Annotated in this window: 11 protein-coding genes; 6 read left to right on the plus strand and 5 right to left on the minus strand. The window is 68.9% G+C overall.

All coding sequences use genetic code 11. From position 1 onward, the window contains the following. Window positions 1-50: 50 nt before the first annotated feature. A complete protein-coding gene (locus IEZ31_RS39325; protein ID WP_308429472.1) occupies window positions 51-554 on the minus strand; it encodes a YbhB/YbcL family Raf kinase inhibitor-like protein in 504 nt (167 codons plus the stop codon). Continuing rightward, window positions 551-1,186: a CBS domain-containing protein gene (locus IEZ31_RS57190; RefSeq protein ID WP_229836323.1), complete on the minus strand. Its 636-nt coding sequence runs from the start codon at window positions 1,184-1,186 to the stop codon at window positions 551-553. The genes IEZ31_RS39325 and IEZ31_RS57190 overlap by 4 nt, the downstream gene beginning before the upstream one ends. Before the next feature lie 394 nt (window positions 1,187-1,580). Here IEZ31_RS57190 and IEZ31_RS39335 point away from each other — a divergent pair, with 394 nt between their 5' ends. From IEZ31_RS39335 to IEZ31_RS39345, 3 genes are read left to right on the plus strand one after another with little or no spacing between them, the layout of a single operon-like run. Beyond that, the gene (locus IEZ31_RS39335) at window positions 1,581-2,177 is read left to right on the plus strand and encodes a hypothetical protein (RefSeq protein ID WP_190255192.1); all 597 of its coding nucleotides are present in this window, start codon (window positions 1,581-1,583) and stop codon (window positions 2,175-2,177) included. Next, window positions 2,174-4,249, plus strand: coding sequence for a flotillin family protein (locus IEZ31_RS39340; RefSeq protein ID WP_190255193.1), 2,076 nt, complete (start codon window positions 2,174-2,176; stop codon window positions 4,247-4,249). Before IEZ31_RS39335 ends, IEZ31_RS39340 begins: the two co-directional genes overlap by 4 nt. A gap of 11 nt (window positions 4,250-4,260) precedes the next feature. Next, a complete protein-coding gene (locus IEZ31_RS39345; protein ID WP_190255194.1) occupies window positions 4,261-9,138 on the plus strand; it encodes a DNA repair ATPase in 4,878 nt (1,625 codons plus the stop codon). Here the strand turns inward: IEZ31_RS39345 and IEZ31_RS39350 are convergent. Beyond that, window positions 9,117-9,638: a DUF6221 family protein gene (locus tag IEZ31_RS39350; RefSeq protein ID WP_190255195.1), complete on the minus strand. Its 522-nt coding sequence runs from the start codon at window positions 9,636-9,638 to the stop codon at window positions 9,117-9,119. The two genes, IEZ31_RS39345 and IEZ31_RS39350, sit on opposite strands and share 22 nt — an antisense overlap. Window positions 9,639-9,794: 156 nt before the next feature. Here IEZ31_RS39350 and IEZ31_RS39355 point away from each other — a divergent pair, with 156 nt between their 5' ends. Continuing rightward, window positions 9,795-10,319, plus strand: coding sequence for a hypothetical protein (locus IEZ31_RS39355; protein ID WP_190255196.1), 525 nt, complete (start codon window positions 9,795-9,797; stop codon window positions 10,317-10,319). 705 nt (window positions 10,320-11,024) lie between these two features. Beyond that, entirely contained in the window at window positions 11,025-11,501 is a 477-nt protein-coding gene (locus IEZ31_RS39360) for an NUDIX domain-containing protein (protein ID WP_308429473.1), read from the plus strand. Here IEZ31_RS39360 and IEZ31_RS39365 read toward each other — a convergent pair. Both IEZ31_RS39365 and IEZ31_RS39370 read right to left on the minus strand, forming a co-directional pair. Beyond that, entirely contained in the window at window positions 11,471-12,679 is a 1,209-nt protein-coding gene (locus IEZ31_RS39365) for an acyl-CoA dehydrogenase family protein (RefSeq protein ID WP_229836324.1), read from the minus strand. The two genes, IEZ31_RS39360 and IEZ31_RS39365, sit on opposite strands and share 31 nt — an antisense overlap. Beyond that, on the minus strand, window positions 12,676-13,461 hold the full coding sequence (locus tag IEZ31_RS39370; RefSeq protein ID WP_229836325.1) for a DapH/DapD/GlmU-related protein: 786 nt from the start codon (window positions 13,459-13,461) through the stop codon (window positions 12,676-12,678). Before IEZ31_RS39370 ends, IEZ31_RS39365 begins: the two co-directional genes overlap by 4 nt. A gap of 179 nt (window positions 13,462-13,640) precedes the next feature. Between IEZ31_RS39370 and IEZ31_RS39375 the strand changes: the two genes are divergently transcribed. Then, window positions 13,641-14,963 (plus strand): helix-turn-helix domain-containing protein, encoded by a 1,323-nt coding sequence (locus IEZ31_RS39375; RefSeq protein ID WP_229836327.1) that lies wholly within the window; start codon window positions 13,641-13,643, stop codon window positions 14,961-14,963. Window positions 14,964-15,041 lie beyond the last annotated feature (78 nt).

Here is a 15,041-nt window from a genome sequence, read left to right on the forward strand (position 1 = left end):
CGTACGGCGGGCCGCCGGGCGGCGGGCCCGGCGGCCCTGTCGATGAGGGCTCAGCCTCGCCGATAGCGGCCGGTCAGGCGGCCCGAGGCCAACACCTTCCCCGCCGTCGCCCGACGCAGGTCGGCAGCGGATGCTCCCTCGGCAAGGCCGAGCGGTTCGGACAGGGCCAGCACCTCGAAGACGTACCGATGTGACCGGCCACGGGGCGGGCTCGGCCCCCCGTACGCCCGCCTGCCGAAGTCGTTCCTGCCCTGCACGGCGCCCGTCGGCGCCTCACCTTCACCCAGGCCCGACAGGTCAGGTTCGATACCCCACATGACCCAGTGCGTGAAGGTGCCGGTGGGGGCGTCGGGGTCCTCGACGAGCACGGCCAGCTCAGCGGTCTGCTCGGGCAGTCCGGTGAAGTTGAGCGGCGGTGACACGTCGATGCCGTCGCACGTGAAGCGCCGGGGAATCTCGTCGCCCTCGTTGACACCGGGCTGGACACAGCAATCGTCACCAGTGCCTCCGGTTACTCGGATCGAGCCCTCCCGGGCGGGTTCATGGGGGGTCAGGGCGTCGCGTAGACCTTTCCCACGAACTCGGCGAGCCGGTGATCATCGAGGTTGCGGGCCAGGTCAGACTCGCTGATCATGCCGACCAGGCGGTGGTTCTCGATGACCGGTAGCCGCTTGACCTGGTGATCCTCCATCTGATGCAGCACCTCGTTGACGCCGGCGTCGGCGTCGACCCAGACCAGCTCACCCAGGCTCAGGTCCCGCACCTTGACCTGGCCGGGCTCCTGGCCCTCGGCGATGCACCGAACGACGATGTCGCGGTCGGTGATGATGCCGTGCAGCCGGTCGTCCACGCCGCAGATGGGCAGGGAACCGACGCCGAGATCGCGCATCTTCCGCGCGGCCGACGCGACGGTCTCGTCCTGGTCGACGCACTCGGCTCCCGGGTGCATGATGTCTCTCGCCTGCCACTCCTGCTTCTCGCGAAGCGACTGCTCAAAGTCGTCCACGGCGCGGAGCTTGCTGGAGACGGCCTCGGGTGTCGCGTGGCCGGCGTGTTCGGCGTAGCTGGTCCTGCCGAGTTCGTACAGCAGCTTTTCGCGCTGCCGCTGGGCTCGCGTCTCATCCATCCGCGCCCGGCCCGTCGCCAGGCCACGCTTGGCGGACTCCTTCATCCTCTCGAAGGCCATGGTGCCCTCCTCTCCGGCTGTACCTCAACGCGAGAGAGCTAACAACGGCGGTACCCAGTCGCAACGCTACGTCGCCGGGCGCGCGGCCGGACGATGCGCTCAGGGATGAGGAAATGGTGATTCCGCCCGACCGAGCCTTCGCGCCCCTCGGAAATTTGTGCGTGTGTGTTGGCAACCGGGCGGGCGGCGAATCGACGTGGCGCAGCGGGCATGTTGCCTTTGCGACCGTTAAGTGCCGGCTTGTCGGAGTTCTCGTCCTGATTCGGCGTCAATCTCATGCCGCGCACCGGGTCGGCGATGTACCCCATCCACTGTGGACACTAAGCTACGGCCGAGTTGGTCTTGACGAAGCCTGTCACCATGGGCCCAGCGAGTGGGGGGATGAAGCAGTCCGATGGGTGAATTTCTCAATGCGAACCTCGAATTCCCCACCGTCCTGTTCACGTTCCTGCTCGTCCTCGTCATCGCATACTGGCTGATCGTCCTGCTCGGCAGCGCCGACACCGAGGCGCTCGACGGTGGCGCGGCCGACGGCTTCGGTGGCTTCCTGGGCAGCGTCGGCCTGGGCGGCGTGCCGGCCACGGTAGGACTGTCGGTGCTCGTGCTGGTCGCCTGGTTCGTCAGCCTGGCCGGCGCGACCGTCACCGAGGGCGCGCTGCTGCGCGTGGCCGTGCTGGTGGTCGCGCTCGTCGTCGCGTGGCTGGTGACCCGGGTGCTCGTGGTACCGCTGCGGAGGCTCTTCCCGGCGACGAGCGGCGACTCCCGCACCGCGTTCGTGGGGCGCACCTGCGTGATCCGCACCGGCACCGTCACCGAGACGTTCGGCCAGGCCGAGGTCACCGCCGCCGACGGCTCCAGCGCGATCGTGCAGGTTCGCCAGACCGGCACCGACACCTTCACCGCGGGCAGCACGGCGGTGATCTACGAATACGACCAGCACGGCGAGTTCTTCTGGATCGTTCCCACCCCCGGACAGAGGGAGCTCTCATGACCGTCATCACCACCGGCTTCCTCGTTGTGCTCGGCGTGGCCGTGCTCATCGCGGTTGGTCTGCTGTTCGCCGTCAGCCGCCTGTTCCGCAAGATTGAACAGGGCAAGGCGCTGATCATCTCCAAGGTCCGCAAGGTCGACGTCACGTTCACCGGCGCCGTCGTCCTGCCGGTCCTGCACAAGGCCGAGGTCATGGACATCTCGGTGAAGACGATCGAGATCTCCCGGACCGGCCGGGAAGGGCTGATCTGCCGCGACAACATTCGCGCCGACATCCGGATCACGTTCTTCGTGCGGGTCAACAAGACCGTCGAGGACGTCATCAAGGTCGCCCAGGCGATCGGCACGGTCCGGGCCAGCGACCAGGAGACCCTGCAGGAGCTGTTCAACGCGAAGTTCTCCGAGGCGCTCAAGACCGTGGGCAAGCAGCTGGACTTCGTCGACCTGTACACCAAGCGCGACGAGTTCCGCGACCAGATCGTGCGGGTGATCGGCACCGATCTCAACGGGTACAGCCTGGAGGACGCCGCGATCGACTTCCTCGAGCAGACGCCGCTGAGCCACCTCGACAACGCCAACATCCTCGACGCGCAGGGCATCCGGAAGATCACCGAGCTGACCGCGATCGAGCATGTGCGGACCAACGAGTTCCGGCGCAACGAGGAGAAGGAGATCAAGCGCCAGGACGTCGACGCCCGCGAGGCGGTCCTGGAGCTGGAGCGCCGGCAGGCCGAGGCGGAGATCAAGCAGGAGCGGGAGGTCGCCACCCTGCGGGCGCGCGAGGACGCGGAGACCGCCCGGGTGCGCGCCGAGGAGCGGCTCAAGTCGCAGACCGCCGAGATCCGCACCGACGAGCAGCTCGGCGTCCAGCACGAGAACAAGCGGCGGGAGATCGCCGTCGCCGAGAAGAACCGCGAGCGGGTCATCGCGATCGAGTCGGAGCGCATCGAGAAGGACCGCATGCTGGAGGTCATCGCCCGCCAGCGGGAGACCGAGCTCACCACGATCGCCAAGGACAAGGAGGTCGAGGCGGAGAAGCGGGCCATCGCCGAGGTCGTCCGGGAGCGGATCGCGGTCGAGCGCACCGTCGCCGAGCAGGAGGAGCAGATCAAGCGGCTGCGCGTCGTCGAGGAGGCCGAGCGCACCCGCCAGGCCGTCGTCATTCAGGCGGAGGCGGAGGCGCAGGAGAACCTGGTCAAGGACATCAAGGCGGCCGAGGCCGCCGAGCAGGCCGCCAAGTTCAAGGCCCGCGAGGAGCTGGTGCTCGCCGAGGCCCGGCAGCAGACCGCCGAGCTTGAGGCCCGCGCCAAGATCCGCCTGGCCGAGGGTGTACAGGCCGAGGCGGCCGCGACCGGCCTCGCCGACGTGCAGGTCCGCGAGCGCAACGCCGAGGCGATCGAGAAGGTCGGCCGGGCCGAGGCGGCCGTCGAGCGGGAGAAGGCGATCGCGAAGGCCGAGACGATCGAGAAGGCGGGCCTCGCCGAGGCCGCGGTCGAGCGGGAGAAGGGCGCCTCCCTCGCCGACGCGCTGCGCGACAAGCTCAAGGGCGAGGCCGACGGCCTCACCGAGAAGGCCGCCGCGCTCGCCGCGATGGACCAGGCGACCCGCGAACACGAGGAGTTCCGCCTGCGCCTGGAGATGGAGAAGGAGATCCGCCTCGCCGGCATCGACGTGCACCGGCAGGTCGCCGAGCAGCAGGCGCACGTCCTGTCCGCCGGCCTGGCGAAGGCGAACATCGACATCGTCGGCGGCGACAGCGTCTTCTTCGACAAGCTGCTCGGCTCGATCAGCCTCGGCAAGAGCGTCGACGGCTTCGTCCAGCACTCCGACGTCGTGCAGAGCGTCGGCGCCTCCTACCTCAACGGCAACGGCGACCTGGCCGGCGACCTCGGGCGGCTGCTCGGCTCGATGAGCACCGCCGACGTCTCCAACCTGACGCTGTCGGCCTTCCTGGTCCAGCAGATCCAGCGTGGCGGCCCCGACCGGGACAAGATGCGTGAGCTGCTGGACGCCGCCCGCCGGCTCGGCATCGCCGACCGGCCCGTCGCGGCCCTGGCGGCGGCCGAGCAGTGACCGTCGAGAGGATGGCACCCGCCGCGGCGAGCCTGGACGCCGGCACCTACGAGGTGCTGCGCGATCGGCTCGCCGCGCAGGCGGCCGAGCTGACCGGCCGGGCCGAGGCCCTCAACACGCGGCGGACCGAGGTGTTCGGCGGCGCCGAGCTGCGGCTGCTCGGCACCGAGCGGATCCGCACGGAGCACAACTGCGTCCCGCGCGACATCGTGTCCGTCGGCGGGCTGATGCTGTTCGGCTACAACGTCTTCATCGGCCTCAAGCCGGAGACGACCGTCGACGACGTGTTCTCGCTGCACCGGTTCGGCCGCGACGGCGACGCGTTCCGGTTCGACGCGCCGTCGCCGGACGACCTGCCCGGCCTGCTGCGCGACCCGCAGTTGCTGCGCGACTTCGGCGAGGTGTACAAGTACTATCGCGACACCCGGCTGCTGCAGCTGCGGCGGCTCGACGGGAAGCTCCTCGCCGTCTTCCAGACCGGTCCCCGCACCGACGACATCAAGGTGCTGCGCTGGAGCGTCGGCGCCAGCGGCGATGTGTCCTATGTGGACAACCGCGGTGAACGCGACCACGTGTTCCCGCCGTCACACGACTTCGAGTGGATCCCCGTCGGCCGGGAGCACCACGTCCTCGGCCGGCACCCGCACATCTCCATCGAGGACGTGGTGTTCGTCGAGACCGTCGGCGGTGACCTCACCGTCAAGGTGGAGAACAACACCGAGACGGGCGAGGGTGTGTACCGCGAGCCGGTCGACGAGCCGCTGCAGAGCCTCGCCGACGCCGACGTCAGCTACGCCAGGATCGGTCCGCTCGTCCTGCTGCGCATCCGCCCGTACAAGGAAACCGTCTTCCGGTTCTTGGTTTTCAACACCCGCACCCGGGGGGTCGTCCGGCTCGACGGGATCGGCCAGGGCTGCCAGCGCCTGCCGGAGGACCAGGGCCTGATCTTCCCGGGCGGGTACTACCTGGCCACCGGCGTCGCGCGGACGTTCGACACCGACGTGGCCGACCTCGAGTACGAGCGCGTCATCCGGTCGACCAACGGCGAGGACGTGCTCTACGTCTTCCACGCCCGCGCCGACGGGCGATCGCTGCTGCTGCCCTACAACGTCATCCGCAAGGAGGTCGCGAACCCGCTCGTCTGCCACGGCTACTCCCTGTTCGACGACGGGACGCTGGTCGTCTTCCGGGCCATGTCCGAGGAGCCGACCCGGGTCCACACCATGCAGGTGTGGCAGACGCCGTACCTGTCGGACACGTACGCCGCGGCCCAGCCGGTCGGCACCGGGCCGCTGGACCGGGTCGGCAACGCCGATCTCGTCCGCGGCATCTCCGACTGCCTGTCGGTGGCCCGCATGGTCGCCGAGATGGGCCCGTCGGCGGCGGTCTTCGAGGCGATCATCGCCGCGTGCGTCCGTACGTTCGACCACTATCACTGGCTCGGCGAGCCGGAGCTCGGCGACCTGCGCAGCCCGCTCGCCGAGCTGCGCAACACCGCCGAGCAGGTGCTGGCCGAGTTCGAGCGGGTGCAGGCGCTCACCGAGCAGGCGGCCACCGCCCTCGGCGAGGCGGCCGAGCGGATCGAGTCGCTCATCCGCCGCTCCCAGGGCGAGGCGCCGGTGGACACCGACGCCTGGGTGCGCCGCCTGACCGACCTCCGCCACGCGCAGGGCTCCCTCGTGCCGCTGCGCGAGCTGCGCTACGCCGACACCGACCGGATCGACGCCCTGCAGACGCGGCTCGACGAGGAGCTCGTCGCGGCCGCCAAGCGGGCGGTGACGTTCCTGCAGCGCGACGACGCCTTCGCCGGCTACCACGCCGACGTGGAGCGCCTGGTCGCCGACGCCGAGGCGGTCCGCACCGTGGCCGAGGCCGCGCCGGTCGGCGAGCGGCTGACCGCCCAGGCCGAGGGGCTGCGGATCGTCACGGAGGTGGTCGGGTCGCTCGAGATCGCCGACGCCACCGTCCGGGTCGGCATCCTCGACCGGATCAGCGAGGTCCTCGGCGGCGTCAACCGCGCCCGGGCCGTCCTCGACGCCCGCCGCCGCGAGCTGCTCGCCGTCGAGGGCCGGGCCGAGTTCGCCGCCGAGTTCGCCCTGCTGGGCCAGGCGGTCGTCGGCGCGCTCGCGGTCGCCGACACGCCCGAGCGATGTGACGAGCAGCTGGGGCGACTGATGCTCCAGCTGGAGAACCTCGAGTCCCGCTTCGGCGAGTTCGACGACTTCCTCGCCCAGCTCGGCGACAAGCGCACCGACGTCTACGAGGCGTTCTCCTCGCGCAAGCAGGCGCTGCTCGACGAGCGCTCCCGCCGCGCCGATCGGCTGGTCGAGTCCGCGGCGCGGATCCTCGGCAGCATCGAGCGCCGGGTCGCGGCGATGACCGCACCCGACGACGTCAACACGTACTTCGCGGCCGACCCGATGGTCGCGAAGCTGCGGGGCGTCGCCGCCGAGCTGCGCGCGCTCGGCGACCAGGTCCGCGCCGACGAGCTGGAGGGCCGGGTCAAGACGGCCCGGCTCGAGGCCGGCCGGATGCTGCGCGACCGGCTCGACCTGTTCGGCGGCTCGGCCGACGTCATCCGCCTCGGCCGGCACCAGTTCGCCGTCAACACCCAGGCGATCGACCTCACGCTCGTCCCGCACGGCGACGAGCTCGCGTTCACCGTGACGGCCACCGACTACCGCGCGCCGGTCGACGACCCGGTGATCGCCGCCGCCCGCCCCTTCTGGGGACAGCTGCTCGTGTCCGAGGCGCCCGAGGTGTACCGCGCGGAGCACCTGGCCTGCGTGGTGCTCGACGCCGCGTCGACGGGAGCGTCCATCACGGACGAGCTCCACCAGGCCGCCCTCACTGATGGCGGCCTGCGCGACCTTGTGCGCCGCGTCGCCGAAAGCCGCTACGCCGAAGGGTACGAGCGGGGCGTCCACGACCACGACGCGGCGCTCATTCTCGACGCGCTGCTGCGGCTGCACGCCGGCGCCGGGCTCCTGCGCTACCCGGCGGCGGACCGGGCGGCGGCGCAACTGTTCTGGACGTTCGGCGCCGACGACGAGGCCAAGGCGGCCTGGACCCGGCGGGCACGGTCGCTAGCCCGGGCCCGGACCGCGTTCGGCCGCTCGGACGCGGTGGGGCAGCTGTGCGCCGAGCTGCAGGCGGCGGTGGCCGCGTTCCAGCCGGCGGCCGGGTCCGGGATCGCCGGGGAGTACCTGTTCGAGGAGCTGAGCGGCGCGCCGTTCGGGTTCGTCACCAGCGCCGGCGTGCGGACGTTCCTCGACCGGTTCTGGCGTACGAGTTCGACCCGCGAGCTCAACGAGGATCTGCGCGCCCTCGACGGTGATCTCGCCGCGCGCCGCCAGCTCGCCCTCGCGTGGCTCACCTCGTTCGCCGGTACCGTCGAGGGCATCGGTAACGGCGACCTGGATGAGGCGGCCGCGATCGTGCTCTGCGGGGCCGGCCTGCCGCGCCACGAGTCCTCCGCCGCCCTCACCGCGACCGTCGAGGGCCTGCTCGGCACCCATCCGCGGATCGCCGGCCGCCGGATGGAGCTGCGCCTCGACGAGGTGCTCGAGCGCACCCGCCGGTTCCGCCTCGAACGGGTCCCGGCCTTCCGCGCGTACCAGCGGCACCGCAACGAGCTGGCCGCCCGCGAACGGCAGCGGCTGCGGCTCGACGAGTACAAGCCGAAGGTGATGAGCGCGTTCGTGCGCAACCGGCTGCTCGACGAGGTGTACCTGCCGCTCATCGGCGACAACCTGGCCCGGCAGCTGGGCGCGGTGGGCGACGCGATGGGCTTGTTGCTGCTCATCTCGCCGCCGGGCTACGGCAAGACGACGCTGATGGAGTACGTCGCCAGCCGCCTGGGCCTGGTGTTTGTCAAGGTGAACGGACCGGCGCTCGGACACCTGGTGACGTCGGTCGACCCGGCGGAGGCACCGAACGCGACCGCCCGCCAGGAGGTCGAGAAAATCAACTTCGCGCTCGAGATGGGCAACAACGTCCTGCTGTACCTGGACGACATCCAGCACACCTCGCCGGAGCTGCTGCAGAAGTTCATCTCCCTGTGCGACGCTCAGCGCCGCATGGAGGGCGTCTGGAACGGCCGGACCCGCACCTACGACCTGCGCGGCAAGCGGTTCGCCGTATGCATGGCCGGCAACCCGTACACCGAGTCCGGCCAGCGCTTCCGAATCCCGGACATGCTGGCGAACCGCGCCGACGTGTGGAACCTCGGCGACGTCCTGACCGGCAAGGAGGAGCTGTTCGCGCTCAGCTACATCGAGAACGCGCTGACCTCCAACCCCGTCCTCGCCCCGCTGTCCACCCGCGACCGCGGCGACGTTGAGCTGCTGGTCCGCCTGGCCCGGGGCGACGACACCGTACGACCGGACCAGCTCGCCCATCCGTACTCCGCGGTCGAGGTCGACCAGATGCTGGCGGTGCTCCGCAAGCTCCTGCGGGTGCAGGAGGTGGTCCTGGCGAACAACCGCGCGTACATCGCGTCCGCGGCCCAGTCCGACGCCTCCCGCACCGAGCCGCCGTTCCTGCTGCAGGGCTCGTACCGCAACATGAACAAGCTCGCCGGCCGGGTCGTGCCGGTCATGAACGACGCCGAACTGGAGGCCGCGATCGACGACCACTACGTCGGCGAGGCGCAGACCCTCACCTCGGGCGCCGAGGCGAACCTGCTCAAGCTGGCCTCACTGCGCGGCCGGATGACGCCGTCACAGGAGGCGCGGTGGGCGGAGGTCAAGGCCGCATACCTGCGGGCGCGGGCGCTCGGCGGGGCCGAGGACGACCCGATGAGCCGGGCCGTCGGCGCGGTCGGGCTGCTCGCGGACCGGGTGGAGGCGGCCATCGACCGCGCGGCTCAGACGGCCCATTCAGGGTAGTCGGGATGGTCCGACCAGACTGACGCGTCATTGCGAAGCTCCCGGCACGGAGCGGGCTCGGCACAGGTCCGGCACCAGTTCGGCGGGCGCGGCTCGTCGTCCTGCACCAGCACCTCGATCGTCTTGCCGTCCTCGCGCCGGTACACCTCGTGGTGCTGGCCGTACTCGACCCGGCCGCTGGCATAGTCCGGCTTGTGCCGCTCGAGCCGCCGCCGCTTGGCCGCCACCTCCCGAACCACCCGCGCCGGATCATGCCGGGTGATGTGGACGTGCTGCTCGCGACTGCCCGGCACGACCGCGACCAACTCGCCCGCGTCGGCCGCCTGCGACGGGCCCACGAGGATTCCGCCGTCGAACGCTCGGATCTCCCGCCAGCCGCCGGGCTGGTCCGGTTTGACGCGCCACACCTGCGGCGCGTAGGCGCCGGCCGAGATGATGCTGGCGAGCGACTCGTCCTCGGCAAGCCGCGCCTCGATGAACTCCACCAGGTCGTTGGTCATGCCTTCGATTCTCCCCAGGCAGCACCGTCCGCGATGGTGGACCGAATTCGGTCTCACCCAATGCGCTCACCCAGGCGGCTTCCGCGTCGCGAGCCAGTCGAGACGCGACAGACGTCGCGGTGCCTGCGGAGGCCGCACCGACGAAAGGAGTAGGTGTTGAACGTGCGTCACGTGTCTGCAGCGCTGCTCGCCGTGGCTGCACTGATGGTGTCGGCGTCGGCGTGCGACAGTAAAGGCCCGGCCAGCCCGACTGCAGTATCCGGACCGGCCGAGTGCCCATCGACGTTTGCGTTCAACGAGTCGCCTGGCCTGTCCTCTACCAAGGGTGGTGAGCTGGTACCGGCTGGCGCCGAGACCGCGTTGCTATGCGTCTATCCATTCAACACCGGCGACAACGCCGGTGTGTTTCGCCTCGGACGGACCCTGCCAGCCACAGAGAGCCCGGACAGGGTGACGGGATACCTCAACGGGCTGGCCGAGTTCGATCCGCAAATCAAAGTCAGCTGCACGATGATGGGCACGGACCAGTACCAGATCGCCCTCGGTTACCCTGGTGGGACTCACATGATCGTCCGAGTCGATCGCAACTGCGGCAAGGTCTCCGCCAAGGGAGCGACACGCCGGCTTGAGCATGTCGATACGCTCCTGGCCCTATGGCCGCGGCCGGAGGCAACAGGCTGAATGCGCGATGCCCTGAGCCGAAAGGGCCGGACAGCGCTGCGGCAGAGTAGGAGCGCCTGCGCTCACGCGGTGGCTGACCGGGCGCCGCAACAGACCAAGTCCGGATTGAGCGCAGCGCACCAACGTCAACCAACTCGCCGTTGGCCAACGGATCCTGGCCTGCGCGGAGCGCAGTGTCGGGCCGGCACGATCATTCACTACGCCGGCAACCGCATCCGCGCGATCGGCACCGTCGCCGAGGTCGCATACGCCGCGCAGCGTCCCGCCGAATTCAGCACCGAGGCACTCACGGAACTTGCGGCTCGCCGCCATGTGGCCGGGCAACGAACGGGCCGTGGACCCCCTCGGTTCGGCCCCTCTGCCGGAGCGCCAGTACGGACTGCGATCGCCTCCTACCGTTCCATCAAGAAGGTTATTCTGCGATCGATGCACTCGCGGCCTTCCGATTACAAGGCGAGTTATGTCCGATTTTACGAGTATTGTCGGCGCAGGTTCATCCCGGGTTGTCTGTATTTTCGTCCCGTCCCGTCGGGTGCGTCCAGGACGGCGGGGCAGGGTCCAGGAACGGCGGAGCACGTGTGGAACGCACCGGAATCCACTATGGACACTGTCCACGCCGGCGCGCGGCGCGACCGAGACGTTGACCGGCCACCGCAACGCAGGCACGAATGCTGCTCTCCGGGCGCGTAGTCTCCGTTGGTGACCATGTCGGCCGACGAATACACAGCCTCGCTGCCGCGCAAACGTATGGGATCTGGAGTGCTGTTTCGCGACGTCGCGAGCCGGATTCTGCTGGTGGAGCCGGTATATAAGGACTACTGGGAGCTTCCTGGTGGTGCGGTAGACGATAACGAGTCACCGCACGACGCTGCCCGGCGCGAGGTCAACGAGGAACTCGGCCTGGCGGTGTTGCCTGGCCGGTTGCTGGTGGTCGATTGGGTGCCGCCACGACAGAGCCGCACGGAGGGCGTGATGTTCGTCTTCGACGGCGGCGTTCTCGGCGCAGAGGTCACCTCAGTCCTTCAGGTCCCGCAGAACGAGCTGCACAGTTGGGCGTGGTGCACGCTCGACGAGGCGCGACAGCGCTTGTCCCCATTGCTCGCTCGCCGGACGGCCGCCGCGTTGGCGGCGACGGCCGATACGGTCACGTACTACCTGGAAGACGGCGAGCGCATCTGTTGAGTCGGCTCGTCGTGTTTCGTCGAAGAGCGCTGACACATGAGGCTGCGTCCGCCGGAGCGGTACAGACTGTCGTGGATTCCGTCTGCGTACAACAGTCCGGTGAGGTCCGCTCTGACCTTGGCGATCATGCTGCTGCGTTGAAAACCGGCCGCACCCAGGAGCGGCGCGAGGTCCGTCACGGCACGGTATGCGGCGTCAACGCCGGCGGCCTTGCCGAGTCGAGCGGACAAGTCGGCTCCGGGATGTCCCATCGCCGCGAGCCGGCTGGTCGTGAGTGCCGACAGGAGCGCGGCGGTAATCTCCGCATATGTACGACCGAGGACGATGAGGGCGTTGTCGCGGATACGAGACAGCGCACCCTCGGTGAGCTTGGCTGCGAGAACGGTCGTCGTGAAGCTGTGGACGCCGGCGGCGGCGCCGAGTGCCGTGGCGGTGACCAGCGGACGGAACCGACTGAAGTGTCGCCGGAACACGCCAAGACCTTCGCCGACCGGGCCGACCAGATCTGCCGCCGGGTCGAACGAGACGCCGTGGAACTGGAGCAATCCCCACGACCAGCCGGCGAGCCCGAATGGATCGACCACCTCGCGGTGCAATCCGGGAGCAGCGGCGTCGACAAGTCCGGCCGTGATCCGGTTGTCCGGGTCGCGGAAGAAGACCACGAACGCGCTCGACTCATGCAGCCGAGATACCCACACCTTCTCTCCGCTGATGCGCCACCGGTCGCGTCCGGCCGGCCGCGCCCGCGTCGTGATCTCCTGAAGCCGTGAGCCGCCGCGCCACTCGGTGGCGGCTATGCCGACGAGGTCACCCCGATCGAGGCGGCACTGCCAGTGCTCGGCGATTGGCTGTGAAGCCTCAGCCAAGATCATCGCGCCGTGCCCAGGGCCTACCGCATCTCGCAAGTCGAGGTCGTGAAACCCGATGCAGAACTGCACCAGCGTTTGCCGTATCGCGCCTGCCACCGGGTCATTGAGTTCCTGGTCAGCGCAGCCGGCGAGCTGACGGCGGACAGCCAACAAAGAACGTGATCGTGTCGCCTGATCGGCGAACTGTGGCACGGTCGCCGCCAGCGTTCCCACTTGGTTGTACAGCCGTTCCAGGCGCTCCCAACCCGCCGAATCCAGCTCGGAAACGCTGGACCGCAACGGTTCGAGCCAGTCCATGGCGGTTGTCACGGCGACACCCACCCGTACCTGCGGGCGGGAACCCCGTAGACGATCGTGCCGGCAGGCACGTCGTGAGTAACAACAGAACCGGCCCCGACGAGCGCGCCTGCGCCAACTGTGATTCCGGCAAGCAGTACCGCTCCAGAGCCAACCCGGCAACCAGTCTCAAAGGTTGGTGGTTCCAGTGGCCGCTCGTGGACGGGATCGCGCCAAATGAGCTGCTTGTCGTTGATGGTGCGCACGCCGGCACCCAGGAACACGCGATCACCGACGAAGGTCTCGGCGGTCAGGTGCGACCCGGGAGAACACCGCACACCATCACCGATTCGGGTACCGCGTTCGACGGTGATATTGGCCGCGAGCTGGCTGCCAGAGCCGACCCGGACGCCGGTCCTCAGCAGGGCATTATGCCCGATCATGACGTTGTCACCGAGTTGTACGTCCGCGTAGATAACGGCACCTGCCCGCACGACTGAACCGGCGCCGATCGTGGTGGCAGCACCTTCACCACGGTAAAGGTTCCGCATCGCGTAGCCGTACTCCGGTTCACCGACAATCGCGTGATGACCGAGATGGACGTCCGGGCCAATACGAGTACCGCCGTGAACCACTACGAAGGCGCTGATGGTTACCCGAGCTCCCAGAATGATCGATCGCCGTGTGCCGAGCATGTCAGCGACCAGGAACACGGCAGTGGGATGGATATGACAGTCGGCGCTCACTTCCAGCAGGCCAACTCGGACCAGATCTTCAACGGTGCCGGTCGGCACCGTTGTCGCAGCTGAGTGCATCACCGCTCCCTTCATGTCGTCGGCCCGGACCTGGACCCTCGATGCGGTAGGGACTTGAGTTCAGTGGACCGGCAACGGGTGGCGATGCGGAGGCTGTGCTGTAGGGAATGCAACGAGGTTGCAGGAAGTGCAATTGATCAGTCACCATCGAAGTCACCCTTCGCGGTGAGGAGGCGGCCTTGACCACCGTCCCATCGACAGCATCTACCGTCGCAGGCGAGATTGGATCAGTCCTGCGGCGGGCAAGGACAGGCGCCGGCCTCACCCTCGAAGAGGCCGGGCAGCTCGTCGGATATTCGGCTGCGACAATGTCGCGATGGGAGAACGGCCGCCGCCGTGACTGGACTGTCAAGGAACTACTTCGGCTGGCCGAGGCATACGGCATCCCACCAGATCACCTCGGGTTGGCCGTGTCTACCTCCTCAACAAGGCAAGCAACCGCTAGGGTGAGCCCAGGAGCGGACCATAGTGGCGGCGGTGATTGGATGCGCAGACGTGACGTGCTTGCGGGCGCTCTTGGGCTGACCACCGCAGGAGCGTTGATCCCCTCCACCGAAGCTGCTGCGGAAGTCCCCGCCACCATCGACGACGTGGTCTTCGGCAAGATCACCGGCACACCGCTATCAGACCAGCAACTCGCGGCGCAGATCGCTGCGACCAGGGCGGACTTCCGCTCTTGTCGTTACAGTCAGGCTGCACGTCGCCTGCCACGGCTGTTGGCCCAGGCCGAAGCAAGCGCGCGGCACGTCGCCGCACCGCAGGCGGAGCGCGCATCGACACGTCTCGCACAGGCCTACTGCGTCACCACACAATTGCTGCTCAAACTGCACGACGACGGTATGGCCTACTCAACTGCCGACCGCGCCGTCCAGGCCGCTAGACTGGGCGGTGACCCGGTGGTTGCCGCCGAAGCCACACGACTCGCAGCAACAGTGCTCCGCCGTAACCAACACCGCGACGGCGCACAGCGACTCGTGCTCCAGGCCGCCGAGCGACTCGACAGCGAAACAGGCCTGGCGCAGCCTCGGGAGATCGCGAAGTACGGTGAGTTGCTCGCCGTCGCCGCCTACACCGCAGCGATGCGCGACGACCGAGACACTGCCTGGACGCTGCTCGGTGAGGCCGACGACGCCACCCGCCGGTCTGGAAGCGTCGACGACGGTCAGCTCACCCCGCTTGATCTGGCCGTCTACAAAATCAGCGTGGCCAGAGCCTTGGGGGACTTCGGCAGCGCGGTCGGCTACGCGCGACAGGTCGACCCGACCAGGATCACCGCACCCGAACGGCGAGCACGCTACTGGGAAGACACCGCGCTCGCCCTCCACGGCCGAGGCCGGCCGGAAGCCGCCTTCCAGGCGCTGCTGGCAGCCGAGCAAGATACGCCGCAAGAGGTCCGCTATCGCCCTTGGGCTCAGGATTTAACTCAGAACCTGCTAACGGCAGACACGCGCGGCGCTCTGGTCGGCGTTCGGGACCTCGCCCGGCGTATCGGCGTCACCTGAACCCGGGACTACATCGGGGACGTCCACTGTCCCTCCCCCGCTTCCTGACTTCGGCCCGATCCTCGATGACGAGGACGA

The sequence above is a fragment of the Dactylosporangium sucinum genome, from assembly GCF_014647515.1.
In the GTDB taxonomy this organism is placed as follows: domain Bacteria; phylum Actinomycetota; class Actinomycetes; order Mycobacteriales; family Micromonosporaceae; genus Dactylosporangium; species Dactylosporangium sucinum.

What these genes read in the sequence shown, in the direction of transcription:
- IEZ31_RS57190 (WP_229836323.1), bottom strand. Translation starts at nt 1,186, where the DNA reads ATGGCCTTCGAGAGGATGAAGGAGTCCGCCAAGCGTGGCCTGGCGACG.
- IEZ31_RS39335 (WP_190255192.1), top strand. Translation starts at nt 1,581, where the DNA reads ATGGGTGAATTTCTCAATGCGAACCTCGAATTCCCCACCGTCCTGTTC.
- IEZ31_RS39340 (WP_190255193.1), top strand. Translation starts at nt 2,174, where the DNA reads ATGACCGTCATCACCACCGGCTTCCTCGTTGTGCTCGGCGTGGCCGTG.
- IEZ31_RS39345 (WP_190255194.1), top strand. Translation starts at nt 4,261, where the DNA reads ATGGCACCCGCCGCGGCGAGCCTGGACGCCGGCACCTACGAGGTGCTG.
- IEZ31_RS39350 (WP_190255195.1), bottom strand. Translation starts at nt 9,638, where the DNA reads ATGACCAACGACCTGGTGGAGTTCATCGAGGCGCGGCTTGCCGAGGAC.
- IEZ31_RS39360 (WP_308429473.1), top strand. Translation starts at nt 11,025, where the DNA reads ATGTCGGCCGACGAATACACAGCCTCGCTGCCGCGCAAACGTATGGGA.
- IEZ31_RS39370 (WP_229836325.1), bottom strand. Translation starts at nt 13,461, where the DNA reads ATGCACTCAGCTGCGACAACGGTGCCGACCGGCACCGTTGAAGATCTG.